General features: G+C 39.8%; 13 protein-coding genes, 4 tRNA genes and 1 pseudogene. All 18 read right to left on the bottom strand.

The genetic code is table 11. The features are described from left to right. Positions 1-717: 717 nt before the first annotated feature. A pseudogene (locus EO125_RS10075) lies at positions 718-1,302 on the bottom strand (ATP-binding protein); the annotation flags it as partial. 72 nt (positions 1,303-1,374) lie between these two features. Beyond that, entirely contained in the window at positions 1,375-1,584 is a 210-nt protein-coding gene (locus EO125_RS06385; RefSeq protein ID WP_240630450.1) for a hypothetical protein, read from the bottom strand. A 14-nt stretch (positions 1,585-1,598) separates the two neighbouring features. After that, positions 1,599-2,045 (bottom strand): DUF3990 domain-containing protein, encoded by a 447-nt coding sequence (locus EO125_RS06380; RefSeq protein ID WP_240630449.1) that lies wholly within the window; start codon positions 2,043-2,045, stop codon positions 1,599-1,601. Beyond that, complete coding sequence (locus EO125_RS06375; protein ID WP_240630448.1) at positions 2,032-2,322, bottom strand: DUF3791 domain-containing protein; 291 nt, start codon at positions 2,320-2,322, stop codon at positions 2,032-2,034. The genes EO125_RS06380 and EO125_RS06375 overlap by 14 nt, the downstream gene beginning before the upstream one ends. Before the next feature lie 100 nt (positions 2,323-2,422). Beyond that, positions 2,423-2,692: an RloB domain-containing protein gene (locus EO125_RS06370; RefSeq protein WP_127148160.1), complete on the bottom strand. Its 270-nt coding sequence runs from the start codon at positions 2,690-2,692 to the stop codon at positions 2,423-2,425. A gap of 3 nt (positions 2,693-2,695) precedes the next feature. Further along, entirely contained in the window at positions 2,696-3,925 is a 1,230-nt protein-coding gene (locus EO125_RS06365) for an ATP/GTP-binding protein (protein WP_127148159.1), read from the bottom strand. A 186-nt stretch (positions 3,926-4,111) separates the two neighbouring features. Further along, a complete protein-coding gene (locus EO125_RS06360; RefSeq protein WP_127148158.1) occupies positions 4,112-5,722 on the bottom strand; it encodes an LPO_1073/Vpar_1526 family protein in 1,611 nt (536 codons plus the stop codon). A 291-nt stretch (positions 5,723-6,013) separates the two neighbouring features. Continuing rightward, positions 6,014-6,089: transfer RNA gene (locus tag EO125_RS06355), tRNA-Val, on the bottom strand. A 3-nt stretch (positions 6,090-6,092) separates the two neighbouring features. Continuing rightward, positions 6,093-6,167, bottom strand: a tRNA-Glu gene (locus EO125_RS06350). Positions 6,168-6,179: 12 nt separating this feature from the next. After that, positions 6,180-6,255 (bottom strand) — tRNA-Lys (locus EO125_RS06345). A gap of 26 nt (positions 6,256-6,281) precedes the next feature. Next, positions 6,282-6,357, bottom strand: a tRNA-Asn gene (locus tag EO125_RS06340). A 59-nt stretch (positions 6,358-6,416) separates the two neighbouring features. Beyond that, complete coding sequence (locus EO125_RS06335) at positions 6,417-7,619, bottom strand: P1 family peptidase (RefSeq protein WP_127148157.1); 1,203 nt, start codon at positions 7,617-7,619, stop codon at positions 6,417-6,419. Between the two features lie 286 nt (positions 7,620-7,905). Next, entirely contained in the window at positions 7,906-8,979 is a 1,074-nt protein-coding gene (locus tag EO125_RS06330) for an iron-containing alcohol dehydrogenase family protein (RefSeq protein ID WP_127148156.1), read from the bottom strand. Between the two features lie 104 nt (positions 8,980-9,083). Further along, on the bottom strand, positions 9,084-10,034 hold the full coding sequence (locus EO125_RS06325) for a HaeIII family restriction endonuclease (protein ID WP_127148155.1): 951 nt from the start codon (positions 10,032-10,034) through the stop codon (positions 9,084-9,086). A 37-nt stretch (positions 10,035-10,071) separates the two neighbouring features. Then, positions 10,072-11,070, bottom strand: coding sequence for a DNA cytosine methyltransferase (locus EO125_RS06320; RefSeq protein ID WP_127148154.1), 999 nt, complete (start codon positions 11,068-11,070; stop codon positions 10,072-10,074). 283 nt (positions 11,071-11,353) lie between these two features. Next, the gene (locus EO125_RS06315) at positions 11,354-12,310 is read right to left on the bottom strand and encodes a 2-hydroxyacid dehydrogenase (RefSeq protein ID WP_127148153.1); all 957 of its coding nucleotides are present in this window, start codon (positions 12,308-12,310) and stop codon (positions 11,354-11,356) included. 106 nt (positions 12,311-12,416) lie between these two features. After that, the gene (locus EO125_RS06310) at positions 12,417-13,775 is read right to left on the bottom strand and encodes a PFL family protein (RefSeq protein ID WP_127148152.1); all 1,359 of its coding nucleotides are present in this window, start codon (positions 13,773-13,775) and stop codon (positions 12,417-12,419) included. A 12-nt stretch (positions 13,776-13,787) separates the two neighbouring features. Further along, the gene (locus EO125_RS06305; RefSeq protein WP_127148151.1) at positions 13,788-14,057 is read right to left on the bottom strand and encodes an ACT domain-containing protein; all 270 of its coding nucleotides are present in this window, start codon (positions 14,055-14,057) and stop codon (positions 13,788-13,790) included. Positions 14,058-14,295 lie beyond the last annotated feature (238 nt).

The raw sequence follows: 14,295 nt of genomic DNA, 5'->3' as shown, positions 1-14,295 counted from the left end.
AGAACCTCCATACAACTAGTCATATCCACATTCCATTACATACTGTTTCTTACGATCTGTTTCATAAATTCCAGACCTATTCTATTTTGTATTCATTGTATATCTTCTTGGATTCGTTCCCTCCAGTTGTGACATTTTTAACACACATTTTCATTGCCTTACCTCTTTCTACAGCAACGATACATACTATACAACAAATTTTTACTCTTTGGATTTTATTATACACCAATATGGTAGCATTTTGTAGTACTTATACGTAAAAATCCTTATTCTTTTACACATTTTGCAACCTTTGAAAGCAGATTATATCTTAATAAATAACCATTATTTTTTACGTAGTACCCCCCCCCCGATTTTTAAAGCATTTTTTCAATTTTTATAACTTTTTCTTGTTATAATTATAAGAAAAAATTACATTTCCTTGGTGCACAATATATGAAAGTAAGTTTTAAACCAAAATGGGTTAGTGGCTTATAACACAAAAAACTCACACAACCTGGGGGTGGGATTGTGTGAGCTGTCGATGTATTCTATTGTTCATCACTACCTTGAGTTACTAATATTATTGAAAACTTCAACAAGCATTTAAAGCGGTATACAAAGCGAAAAGAACAATTCCGTACAGAAGATTCTCTTGATCGATTTGTCTATACATGAGTAATTGAATATAACAGTCCACATCTTGAAAGAATGCATAGAGGATTTACTCACTTACTTTTACTCGTTAAGTTCCCAACGACCATTATTTCCACTACCTACATATTGCAAATTATCTATTTCCTTTATAGCTCTTTCAATAGTCTTTACGCTAACTCCAGCTTCATCTGCAATAGCCTTTCTTGTAATCCTATCATTGCTTCTTACTTTTTCTTTGATAAACTCTGCGAGGATTATCTTATCGTGAGCGACATCGTGAACGACACCCTGAACGACATCGTGAGGGACACTGTGAGGGACATCGTGAGGGACATTCCCGCCACCCACCTTTTGCGTCGCTATCTTCTTCAAAGGAATTACCGTTCTGAATATATCTCCTTCCTCAAATAGCGGATTTTGTCCTGAATACAGCTGTGTGTACTTGTAGGTATTTCTCATTCCTGAACCTAATTCATCAGCAAGACCTATTTCTCTAAATACCTTTGATATAGCAGGGTTTTTAGGAAATGGCTCAAATTTCTGCAAGTCTAATGCTCCCATACCATGAGCCAAGTTGCTGTTTTCAACAGTAATTTTCTCATCATCAATAATCATCTTTGCAGGATACCCACTTGAATAATCCCTATGAGCCAATGTATTGGAAACGGTTAAAGGTATAAGCAAATATAAAGATTCACACAACCCAGGACCGGATTGTGTGATTTCTACGAATGTATTCTATTGTTCATCACTGTCTTGAGCTACTTTCAACTCATCTAGGATTTCTTCTATCAAATAGAACTCCCCTTGACAGTGCATATCTGCAATTCCTTGTCGCATCATTTCATAGGTATAGGAATGATAGAACACGTCCATCGCCTCTAGCATAGACACCTGCAATCGCTCCGCTAATAAGGCAATCACGCGAGCATACTTTCTTTGTAACAAAACTGGATGGGCTCTCATATGTTTACACTACTTTCAAATCTTAAATAACTTAACGCTCGATCCGTTCTAAAAGTAATCTGCAAGTTGTTTTCTTCATATCTTAATCGTTTAATCGCTTCTAACTTATCAATTAATCCATCAAAATATAACTCCACTGTATTAAACACTCTATCATTAGCTACGCCACCAATTACAATATCGTAGTCCGTCGTATCTTGGCAACGACGACATTGCAGGATAAAATCCAACCATTCTTCTGAATAGGTTTCAAAGGTCAATACCTTTAGATGATCTAGATGCTGTTCATTAAAGTTATAGATTGATACAACACCACTACCTGTATTCTTACAAAGTCGTTTTGCCCACTGTTCTGCTTGTTCGTAGATAGGAGTTACATAAAAACCTTTTCCAAAATCAACTTTCTCTCTGGAGTGCTGTAAGTCTGGCTTAGAAACTTCCATGTAAGACCCGTGGTATACTTGCACTTCCAACACCTCGCTTATATAAATACATCATGATATCTTCGACGATATAGTCTTTACCCTGTGTGTGCAGCACATCGTAGCAGGGGATAATATAATTTTGTAAGGCATCGGTTCGCCTTGCTAGTAGGTCATAGGCCGTTGTACCATCTATCCCCAAATGCTTGGCTATGTTCTCAATGCAGAACACAGCAAACTCTAGTTCTTTAAACTCTTGGCTATTCCCATCAATACCCAACTGCATGCATGCATTCATCGTCATTCTCCTAGTAAAAAGGGTCAGGTGTATTGCCTGACCTAATGTTATACTTTCATTATAGGCAGTGGTCCTATCCATGTCAAGACAAGGAGGTTAATTATAAGTCTCCATGTATACTCTGGCATAAATTCCCCACATTGGTACACTGCGTATGATACGACAAATCACTTACGTTTCTTGTATTTACAATAGCTTCTTCAAAATGATCCACTATAGCACTTAACTGTGCTTTATCACCTTTTTTATATTCTCCTCGCAAATAATTGGACAATCGTCTCTTTAACTCATTTGCTGAAAGTAGTCCCCTCGTAATACTCTCAAAGTGTGCTAGTAACCATACTTCAAAAGCAGAATTAGAAAAAAACACCCTCTACTCATAATCTACTCCTAATGTTTCTGCAATAGCAGACTCATTAATAATTTGATCAGCACCATAAATACCTTGCAAGTATCTCCGTTTATATTTATAATCATGACGTTTCAATGCAATGTCATCAAAGTCAAACAGGCTATATAGTTCACTTTTACCAAATCTATCTTTTTCTACAAAATAAATTTGATCAGGACGCAAGTTTTTATCCATTAAGTCAAATGAGTGGGTAGTTACTATGAATTGACTTTTTTTATTCCATTGATTAAATAGTTTTAGCAAAACTTCTGTCAACTTGCTATGCAATGAGGCATCAAATTCGTCAATTAAAAAAACCGTATTTCTGTCAAAATCTCTCAAAATATACGTAGCTAGTATTAAAAATATTTTAGTACCTGCGCTTTCTTCAGATAAGTTTAATACAAATATATCATCCTGACTTCGTTGATGTGTACAATAGATTTCCGCTACTTTTCGTTCCACAAGCTCTCCTGCTTTCAATTCAGGGTTATCATTATCTAGTGTAAGAGAAACCGTACTCGGTACTTTAGTTACCCGTTCACGCACATCAACATCTAAAATATTAAAGTCTGCAGCCTGTAGAAATGATATTAGTTTCTTCTTTAATTCCTTATTTTGTTTTAACTCTTTTAGAATGGAAAGGTCTATCTCATTTGTATTAGGTATAACTATGTCTAGCACAAACCATTCATAAGCCTCTTTTGCTTCTAAAATATTATTAGTTTGAGCAAAAAACAGTAGCAATTGATTTTTTCGTATCGTTGCCCTTAATGCCATTAGTGATTCAGGTAAAACTACTTCATCGTTATTTCTAGAAAAAATTACACGGTCATTTACTAGTAACGATTCCTTTATAACGTGCTCTTCATCATACTTCAATTCATAGGTGAAAATCTTATTATTTTTAAAAAATGTTACAAGAAAATATGTTGGTCTAGAATCTCCTGCAAAAGTATCTGTTATCAACCCTTCAAGCTCGGACATTGTAGGATGTACGATAAGTGCTTTTAATAAGTAGAAAATACTCATTACATTTGTTTTACCATTCGCATTCCCACCAAAAATAAAAGCAGACTTTAAGAGTTTTAAGCTTTTACATCTATGAGTATTGGTTGTAGTATATGACCGTAATCTCGACCCAGTTTCCATAGAAAATACAGTCCTACCATAAAAGGACCTAAAGTTTTCAACCTCTACAGATATAAGCATAGTTACACCTCCTTAAAAACGAGTTTTCGTTTTATTCAGTATATCACATCTAATCTTTACTTACCAATACATTACTCTCATTTTATATCACTAGAGAATCTTTATACGTCCAAGTTTAGATATATAGCAATATTAAAATTCACACAACCCAAGACTGGATTGTGTGAATGTATCATGTCTATGTTGTTAGTTAAACCACGGCGAGATGTCGAAATGTTCGTTGATGGTGGCTTTCACCATGCCTCGTCCTAGGTACAGTCCCAACAGCGTTAGATTCAATCGGCACAAAGGTATGCGATTGTAGGTGTGGCATAGGTTGAGCAAGACTGGGGAGATGCGTTCTAACACGTCATCAAAGGAGCTGTGCGCCCAATCGAATGGTTTGCTGTACGCCAATTGTGTCAGTGCTTGTTGCGTGTCTTGATCCGTAATGCCTGCCCGTTGGTACAAGTTTGGCAACATGTATTCATCTATGGCAGCCAGTTGCAACGAAGATGAATTGAGACTCTCCACGGTAATCGATGCACGCACTGGCGCCTGCTGCATCACATAGTCTAGTTCTTCATAGGTGAACCCACGATAGTCAAAGACTAGGGGATAGGAATTACGCAGAATTTGTTCAAAAGATACTTCATTCCCCATCGATGTGCAACGTAAATATTCCAATTGTTGGTACATGTCGTCTCGAGTTGGCAATTCACTAAGGAATGATTCTAGGTACCTTTCTACATAATGTTGAAAGTGTTCCAAGGAATAGTTATTGGAATTTTTCGAGTATTGCAAGATTAATGCCAATGCAAGAGCTTGTAAATGTCCTTTTTGTAATTGCATGAGACTCTTTAGGGCATCTACTGCTACCAAGTACAAGGTACTAGACCTCGGTTGCTGTACTACGTCTCGGAAGGTGTCTGTCAACAAATCTCGCATCCACTCTGTGGGATTCGCCACATAGGCTTTTTGTAGGTCTAACAAACTATCTTGTACTTCAACATGGGTTAATAGGCTAACTAATTCTTCTTCCGATGTAGCTCCCAATTGGGACAGCACATACTCGGTAATATATTTCGCATGTTGCTCCGACTGAGGGTTCAAAATACCAAAGGCAGACACATATTGCGCCACTGCTTTGTCTACGACAGTTGTTTCTGTTGCCCCCGTATTGTCTGGTGCTATTGCATCTACGTTTGGCCCCTCTGTGGTTCCGCCCGCTGTGGAAGACTCCTCTGTAGCAGGTCTTTCTGGGATTGCTTCTTCTACAGGGGGTTCCTCTACACTTGGTCTTTCTATCTCTGATATGTCAGATTCCCTCAACGTTTCATCAGTAATCTTCGGTATAATCCGAGTTGCATCGTCCGCTTCCTCTAAAGGTTGTTCGCTAACGGCACGAACCAATTCGCTGGACACAATGCCTTTCGACTCATTCCAATCTGCGGAGTCCGCCGTCCGCAATGGCATCGTATAATCGCTTAAATCAGATGTAACTGTAATCTCATCCGTAGGATGTATTGCCCCTATATGTCCATGGGATCTTTCTTCAGATGCTACCAAATCCCCCTGTTGAGCACTCTCTTCTACCGACTCTATTGACATATCATCACGCAGCGCATAGGGATTCTGAAAGTTCCGTCTCCGTTGCTCGTAATATGCATCACCATGCGTCGTGCTCTGTGTTGTATGTTTCTGGTTGCTTTTACCATCTCGAAACAAGAAATAGCAACACAGTAAAAATAACAATATAATCCCTACCACGACCACATAGGGTCCATATTGCAATGAAAGTTGTATCAATCCGTCCATGGGAAACCTCCGATGTATAACTATAGTACTATCCTTTTTATTATACTCATTTATCTTGGGATTTGAAAGTACACATTATACTTAACTCCTTTATAATTCATAGTTCTCTCCTCGTGTTGTATCTGTGCTAACATTATATTGTACTGTTAGCACAGATACAACTTAATGTACTAAGGTAATCTCAAAAAGAATAGTGCCCGCTATTAAAACCAACTCATTTTGTCCTATAGCCCCACATTTTGCAAAGAACCATACATCAAAAAAGGAACTATCTCAAGATAGTTCCTAGTGTGGTGGACGATGACAGGATCGAACTGCCGACATCCTGCTTGTAAGGCAGGCGCTCTCCCAGCTGAGCTAATCGTCCATATGGTGACCCGTGGGGGAATCGAACCCCCGATACCGCCGTGAAAGGGCGGTGTCTTAACCGCTTGACCAACGGGCCATGTTGTGTAAGTGGTGACCCACCCGCGACTCGAACGCGGGACACCCTGATTAAAAGTCAGGTGCTCTGCCAACTGAGCTAGTGGGTCATGATAGTGTACTAACCGAAAGTAGTTGGCTCCTCGAGTAGGACTCGAACCTACGACCGATCGGTTAACAGCCGATTGCTCTACCTGCTGAGCTATCGAGGAATAATACAAGAGTTATTATATAGTACTTTCAACTAAATTGCAAGTGCTTTTTACAAATATCACATTTTCACTTCGTGTAAATCCATTATATTCGCCAAAAACTTGGAATTATCTATCTTGCTAGATCGTATAGCATCTTCGATGGCTTCGCTCATTAACTCAGCTGCCAAGGTGCCTACCACATTCACATCAGCTACTATAGGCTTACTTGTGCCACACACACTTTCACCCGCAACCGAATTACCACAGTGGGCAACACCATTCCCATATTCCGCATCAACCTCGGTACCAGCATAAGGTGTACCACTATTATTTCCCATACTTTCAGCAGCCCTTGTCACAGAAAAAGCATAGATGGTATCTCCATCGGACAGGGTTCCCACCGGTCGAATAGACCGTGCATACCCATTAGTAGCCATCATAGCAATCTTGGTTAGTTCACCTTTATGAAAGGCAGCATTTGTCACGATAGCGCCAATGGTGGTGTTTCCTTTTTCCATACCTAGGACCGCTTCACATTGGGAGTTACCATCCTGTAAATTTTCATTCCTCATCCTAGATTTCACAGATTCACCTAACATAGGTTTACTTTCACTAATTCCTTCATATTGGTCAAACATCAGCTGACAAGCATCCAATATGTGTTGGCGTCCTTCGTCCATGACCCCCCCTAAGGCATGTCCCTGACGATCATACACATTACCAAAGGCATTCACCACCACGACGGCGCCCACTACGAGGTCCCCTAGTTTCGCCGCCGCATAACCGATACCACCCTTCATAGCCCGTTCCATGCCGCATACCTTACCTACGGTCGCCCCTGTGCCAGCCCCTACATTGCCAGATATGGGTTCTGTGCCTGTGAAAGTCCTTTCACAGGCATCATGGGCCATCTTTACCGTAGGACGTGCCTTCGGATTGCCATAAGACAAGTCATATATATCACTTTGACAAACGATGGGTACTACGCCATAAGCTGTGGGAAATCCAACATTCCGTGCTTCTAAGGATTGCATCACCCCATCGCTGGCGCATAGCCCAAAAGCAGAGCCCCCACCTAAGACCAAGGCATTCACTGGCGTTGGCGCCGTCGTCGGATCGAGGACTCCACTTTCACGAGCCGCAGGACCCCCACCACTAATGTGCAGACCCCCTTGTACCCCATTGGGAAAACGCAATACAGTCAAACCCGTTTTACCTACAGTATCCGTAGCATTTCCTACCTTTACAAAATCTATTTCATTCCATGATATTCGTTCCATCGTTCTTCACTACTCCTGTCTTCTCATTGTTAGCACTTATCGTCCTAATCATGTACCAACGGTCTATCTTACTCCATATATATTTAGCTATCGTCGATGCCAATCCTATACATTTAAACCTTTCTACTAAGAGGCATCGCTTATATATCTACCACCGTCATTTCATAGGTCCCAAAATCTGACTCAAGTTCCTAACATACGCCATGCCATTCTAATGTATAGCCTAAATATACCCCCATCATAGCACAAACAGGTATCTCTTTCTACTAGAGATACCTGTTGATAATTAGCTATGTGCTTCTACTTTCAAAATCGCTTCCGTGAGCAATTCTTCCGTCACTACATAGGGACTGATGACCACGTCGCGAACAGAAGCTGCTTTTTTCACTATCATCGGGATATGTTCTGTGGTTAATCCCATGTCTGAAAGCTTCGTAGGCCATCCAATTTGACGATACACTGGCAACCAGCGACTTAACTCCTCATCTTGCTTGTCTGCTGCAAACAGCACGAGCAAACCATAGGCCACCATTTCCCCGTGAAGATGGGTTTCTTCCGTATGTGGATCTTCGGCACAACCATAACATACAGCATGTGCGATAGTGCTATTAAAGTCCCCAGGCATGCAACCTGATACAATGCCTGTTGTCAAAATCACTGCCATTACTAGTTCATCAAAGAGGCGATTGCGTTCTCCCTTTTCATTAGCCGTAAGGGCTTCACGACCATGGGCAAAGATAGGCTCCGCACACATCTCAGACAAGGCTAACCCCACTTGTACATTGTAGGACAAGTCACGACCACGTGTAGCCATATGCGTTTCGTAATGCTTGGCAATGGTGTCGCCCATGCCCGCCCAGAAATAGCGACTTGGGGCTTTCACCAAAATATCTGCATCGATGAAAGTATGCGCTGCGGGACGTTTCATGAAAGCAACACTATCAAAGGTGTGGTCTAATGTATAAATGGCAATAGCCTCGGATGTAGCCGCACAGGTTGCTGCAATGGTAGGCACGGTAATGACTGGAATATCCCCTAATTCAATACTCGTCAATTTTGTGGTATCTAAGGCTTTGCCACCACCCACACCGATGAGAAAGTCAGCCGCCTGCAGAGATTCCTTTTTCGCTAATTCATTCGTTACTACATAGGCGCATTCACCGCCAAAATGCACCACTTCTAGCACCTCAACCCCTGCATTTTCTAAGGCTGGTTGCAAAAAAGGTAATGCTACAGATAAAGATGTATCTCCACCGATAATAACAGTTTTCTTGCCTAACTGTTTTGTATACTCTCCGATAGTGTCAAAAATTTCATGTCCCCCAAAGCTATAGCTTGGTAATGTATGTACAGGTCTCATCCAATCATCCTTCCTATGAGTCCATTTAAGGCGTACCATTGTATGTTAAAACGTAATACAAAGTATTATAGGACGATTGTGGAGAAAATGCAATGCAGTTTTAACTATTTCCACTTACAATCTATTGAAACTATCGATGTCGGCATGCCGATAATTTGCACATCAAATTTCAAACTCGACTCAACCTTACTCGATGCATTATGGATTCTAAATGTAAATTGCCAACCTCTATCTAAATATAACTCTAAAGTATTATTGCTATCAGGTTTAAATTCTAAGCTCACAATCCGTGTAGGCAATGACGCAACAGGTAACTTTATACTTCTTTTACGTTTCTTCCCTTCTTGATTTAAAGTTCCTCTTAAATTATAGCTCTGAACCTGAGTTGTTCTTGTACTATCTATGCCAATAATCTTATAAAAGTCAAACTCTCCAAGAAGATACTCTACTAACATTTTTGCAATATTTGCAAATTCATTCTGCCTATCTAGTTCTTCTTTAAACGCTATTAACAAAGGCATATACACATCATCTTCTTTATTTGGTAAATCCTTCCATAAAGTTTGTTTAGACTTTTCTATGTCCAAATAGTTAAAAATAGGTTTTATATCCGCCCAATACTTATCAGAACATTCTATTCCATACCATTTTTTACCAAAGTCCAAACCTTTCGATAATCTACTGTGCTTAACTGCAAAATGATTATGTTTAACACTAATACCAATTTCCCATTCAATATCTTTACGAATAATTAGAACATCCCTTACATCTCCATCCTGACCGTTATCATCAGATTGCAGTTTCAACTCTAATTCCCCATCTCCATCATCCAAGATTAATGGTTCAAGTTCTAAAATTGTATTAGTTCCTGCTAATGCACTGATTCTATATATATTTTTTTCAGACTCCTCTAGTGTATTCCATGCCCGCTTTGCAGCTTCATAGGTTGAATTTTTCTCAATCTTTGAAACTCTATACTTAGATATTTCTTCATGTAACGTGTTCAAACACGCAAATTCATAGGCTCTCCCTTGATTGTTACTTTTAACGCTCATGTTTGCCCTCCCATAATTACACCATTCTATCTATACGTTAATTCTTTTCTTTATTTTCTCCATTTAATGCTACTAAGATTGACTTAGCCATCTCATAGGCTAGATTCACTGGTACCGCATTACCGATCATTTTGTATGCATCATTAAGATTCGTATAATAAAATTTAAAATCATCTGGGAATCCTTGAACTCTAGCACACTCTCTTATCGTTAATCTTCTGTAAAGTTCTTCTTTTCCTGGCTCGAATATATTTTTATTTGTTTCTACTTTAGGCATTACTGGTGCTTGAGGATGTAATTGACATTGTCTTCCTGATGCTTGAACCGTAAATGCCGGTTCATCCCATTGTCTAACTCGATTTCTACTCATAAACATAGAGGAATATGCTCCAGTAAAATATTCATGATTTAAAACTTTACATTTATCACCATTCGTTTTATTTTTTTCTAATGCTGGAATTGCCGAATCTTTTAGATCAAAGATTGCATCCTTAAATGTTTTTTTAGTTTCATGTGGTGTAGGTGGTTCAAACGTAACATGTAAATCCTTTCTAAAGCCTACATAAAACACTCGTTTTCTATCTTGAGGTACACTATAATCACTAGCATTCAACAAACAAATAAACACATCATAACCTGCCTCTTCAAACTGAGCAATTATGTTCTCCACTGCAGTACTATGACGTTTTGCCATCATACCTTTCACATTTTCTGCAAGAAAAAATTTAGGGTTCTTATCTTTTAAAATACGTATATATTGATAAAACAATTGTCCTCTTGGATCATCAATTCCTTTTAAAGACCCTGCCTCACTCCAAGATTGACATGGGGGACCACCTATAATCCCATCACATTCTGGAAACATATCTGAAGAAATATTGCAAATATCCCCCTTTATAAGTTCAGCATCATGATTATTCTCATAGGTTTCCCAAATTGTTTTATCATATTCATTAGCTGCCACTACTCTAAATCCAGCTTTTTCAAACCCTAAATCTAATCCTCCGGCGCCTGCAAACAAACTTATTATATTCACGCTAAATTTCCTCCAATCAATCTTTAACTTTCATCCATAATATGTATTGATTTATAGTTTTAATACTACTTCTATTTATTTATATTATAACACACAAACACGTATTTAAATAAACTTTTTTCGAACAATTTTTCGAGTTTATTTTAATGATAAAAAGAGACTATAACAATAGTTCTCAACTATCGTCATAATCTCTTTCATTTTACTCAGATACTAACTTTTAAACTACCTATTCTATAACTCTTATTTAAAGAATACAGCTAAATAGTTTATATCCCTCTATTTAACACACCCGATTTACAGGTTCCCCTTGTAAAAAGGCCACGATATTATCCATCACGATGTGTGCCCGTGTGACAAAGGCCTCTTGGCTAGCAAAGGCAATGTGCGGTGTTAATACTGTACGAGGTGCATCGCATAATGGATAATCTGTCGGGATTGGCGGTTCTACTTCAAACACATCAATGCCAGCTCCACGTAGTTTACCTGCTTTTAAAGCGTTTGCTAGTGCTTTATTATCCACCACAGGTCCCCGTGCTGTATTGATCAACACCGCTGTATCTTTCATCATATCAATGCGTTTCGCATCGATTAAATGGCGTGTCTCTTCTGTTAATGGTACATGTAAGGATAGAATATCTGCTTCTTGTACCACTGTGTCTAGGTCTGTAAAAGTAATCCCTTCTGCCACTAGTTCTGGTTTTTCTGAACGGTTATAGGCGATGACCTTGCACCCAAAGGCTTTTGCAATGCGTGCCACCGCACTACCGATTGCACCTGTCCCCACGATACCAAAGGTTTTTCCATGCAATTCAAATCCAGGTAGTCCATCTTTGGTAGCGCCTGTCCGTGTGCGACCATCGCAGGGAATTACATTCCGAAGGATGGAAATAGCTAACCCAAATACCAACTCTGTAACAGCTTGCGTAGAATAGCCAGCCGCATTGCTCACGACGATTCCTTTTTCACGGCATGCCTCCAAATCGATGTGGTCCACTCCTGTGAAAGCCACTGAAATACATTCTAAATTGGGACATTGGCGAATGATCTCCCCAGACAATGGTTGATTTGCCAAGATAATGATAGATGCCTGACGAACACGATCCAATAACTTCACTTGGTCAATTTCTTTCGTAGTATGTACGACTAGTTCATAGCCTTGTGCCTTGAACTTTTCTGCTAAGGAATGCAACAGTTCTTCGGATACACCTAATGGTTCCATCACACAAATTTGTTTCATATCGTCACCTCACTATATTCTATAATACCCAACTGATAAGGGAGATTCCATGTGGTTAAACTGATTAGTTCGTCAAACAGGTGCAGGAATACGTCCACCAAACTGATTAATTCGTCAAACTACGCACTGGTGCCGGAATACGTCCACCACGGCGAATGAACTCTTCCGAACTGAATGGATGCACTTTTATAATCGGCGCATATCCTAAGAGACCACCAAATTCTACCACATCCCCTACTGTTTTATTCGGCACTGGAATGAGACGCACCGCTGTCGTTTTATTATTGATCATACCGATGGCCGCCTCGTCTGCAATGATTGCAGAAATGGTCGCCGCCGACGTATCCCCAGGGATGGCAATCATATCTAGTCCCACAGAGCAAACACAAGTCATAGCTTCTAATTTATCTAAGGACAAACTGCCCAATGTAACCGCATCAATCATGCCTTTATCTTCGCTGACAGGGATGAAAGCACCACTTAATCCACCTACGTGAGAGGATGCCATAAGTCCACCTTTTTTTACTGCATCGTTCAACAAGGCTAAGGCTGCTGTTGTACCATGTGTTCCGCACGCTTCTAGGCCCATTTCTTCTAATACATGCGCCACGGAATCCCCTACGGCAGGTGTTGGTGCCAAGGAAATATCAATGATGCCGAATTGTTTATTCAATCTACGTGACGCCTCTTGTGCTACTAATTGTCCTACACGAGTAATTTTGAAAGCTGTTCGTTTGATCGTTTCTGCCACTACATCAAATGGTTCGCCTTTCACAGATTCTAGGGCATGTTTCACAACCCCTGGACCGCTGACTCCAACACTAATCGTGGTCTGTCCTTCTGTAACACCATGGAAAGCGCCTGCCATGAACGGATTATCTTCTACAGGATTGCAGAAAATCACAAGCTTCGCACAGCCCAACGCATCTCTATCTGCGGTGAGGCGAGCTGTTTCTTTCACAATGTGCCCCATTTCAGCCACTGCATCCATGTTGATACCCGCCTTTGTAGAACCGATACCGACAGAGCTACATACGATATCCGTCGTCGCTAGGGCCTCTGGAATAGAGGCTATGAGCTTGCGGTCGCCTTCCGTATATCCTTTGGATACTAAAGCAGAGAAACCGCCGATGAAGTTCACACCCACTGCTTTCGCGGCCTTATCTAAGGCACGCGCGATAGGTACATAATTAGGTAAGTTAGAGGCTCCACCAATTAAGGAAATAGGTGTGACGGAAATACGTTTGTTGATGATAGGCACTCCTAGTTCACGCTCTAAATCTTCCCCAGTTTTCACCAAGTATTCTGCTTCCTTCGTAATATGGTCATAAATACGAGTGCACATGCGATCTCCATCTTCCGAGATACAGCCCAAGAGGCTAATCCCCATGGTGATAGTCCGCACATCTAGTTTATTGTCTTGAATCATCCGATTTGTTTCTAAAATATTTTCAATACTTAACATAGGTACCCTCGCTTATCCCACACGATGCATACTTAAAAAGATAGCTGCATTTTGTGCTAAAATTTGTACACCCAAGCGTTCACCTTCTGCTTTCAAATCTTTTTGAATGATGCTCAAATCTGCAGAATCGCTTACTTCACACATCATAATCATGTTAAAGATACCATCTAAGATGGTTTGATTAATGGAAATAACATTCACCTCGTTATCTGCAAGCACACTGGTAACCCCTGCAATAATTCCTACGCGGTCTTGACCAACTACTGTAACCACTAATTTCATATCTGTATCCCCCTATCATACTGTCCAACAAAAAGTTATTTATATTATAAAGTATGGTCATATATTTTTCAACAAATGAATGAATCCTCTGTCAAGCACAAATTAATTTGTCATAAAAAATAACTAAACATAGGCGTAATTAAAAATCAAGATGAATCTAGGTCATAAATTTATCCTGTGTATAACAAGCTTCATCAAAAGAGTACTCGTAACGTAGCCTATGCACTTCATAGTCAAT

It is taken from the genome of Veillonella sp. VA139 (assembly GCF_003992005.1).
In the GTDB taxonomy this organism is placed as follows: Bacteria; Bacillota; Negativicutes; order Veillonellales; family Veillonellaceae; genus F0422.
The sequence above is the reverse complement of the archived record's forward strand: the minus strand, read 5'-3'. Positions and strand labels throughout refer to the sequence as shown.

Excerpts from the sequence above, each read along its gene's own strand:
- EO125_RS06325 (WP_127148155.1), bottom strand. The coding sequence starts at position 10,034 with ATGAGCGTTAAAAGTAACAATCAAGGGAGAGCCTATGAATTTGCGTGT.
- EO125_RS06305 (WP_127148151.1), bottom strand. The coding sequence starts at position 14,057 with ATGAAATTAGTGGTTACAGTAGTTGGTCAAGACCGCGTAGGAATTATT.
- EO125_RS06360 (WP_127148158.1), bottom strand. The coding sequence starts at position 5,722 with ATGGACGGATTGATACAACTTTCATTGCAATATGGACCCTATGTGGTC.
- EO125_RS06365 (WP_127148159.1), bottom strand. The coding sequence starts at position 3,925 with ATGCTTATATCTGTAGAGGTTGAAAACTTTAGGTCCTTTTATGGTAGG.
- EO125_RS06380 (WP_240630449.1), bottom strand. The coding sequence starts at position 2,045 with ATGGAAGTTTCTAAGCCAGACTTACAGCACTCCAGAGAGAAAGTTGAT.
- EO125_RS06335 (WP_127148157.1), bottom strand. The coding sequence starts at position 7,619 with ATGGAACGAATATCATGGAATGAAATAGATTTTGTAAAGGTAGGAAAT.
- EO125_RS06330 (WP_127148156.1), bottom strand. The coding sequence starts at position 8,979 with ATGAGACCTGTACATACATTACCAAGCTATAGCTTTGGGGGACATGAA.
- EO125_RS06310 (WP_127148152.1), bottom strand. The coding sequence starts at position 13,775 with ATGTTAAGTATTGAAAATATTTTAGAAACAAATCGGATGATTCAAGAC.
- EO125_RS06315 (WP_127148153.1), bottom strand. The coding sequence starts at position 12,310 with ATGAAACAAATTTGTGTGATGGAACCATTAGGTGTATCCGAAGAACTG.
- EO125_RS06375 (WP_240630448.1), bottom strand. The coding sequence starts at position 2,322 with ATGAATGCATGCATGCAGTTGGGTATTGATGGGAATAGCCAAGAGTTT.